We start from the raw sequence: 265 nt of genomic DNA on the forward strand, positions 1-265 counted from the left end.
TCACCCTCCTCTTCCGCTGGCGACGCGGCGGGGTCGACGAGACGCAGCGGCTCCGGTAACCAGCCCGAACCATCGAGAAGGCGCTCGGCCTCCTTGGCCATGTCGGCCTTCTTCAGGTGGTCGATCAGCTGCGCGGAAGACTCGCCCCTTGCCTCCCGCACCGCCTCCAAAATGCGAGGCTTGGTGACCCGGCCGAGATAATTGTCGACAGTGGGTCTCCAGCCAGCCTGGACCATGTCGAGGCCCACCGCGCGGGCCAGCACGT

Annotated in this window: 1 pseudogene; it reads right to left on the reverse strand. The window is 67.2% G+C overall.

From position 1 onward, the window contains the following. Nucleotides 1-265, reverse strand: a pseudogene (locus tag AC0IW7_RS24850) (chromosome partitioning protein ParB); the annotation flags it as partial.

The sequence above is a fragment of the Pseudomonas sp. AC229 genome, from assembly GCF_979254655.1.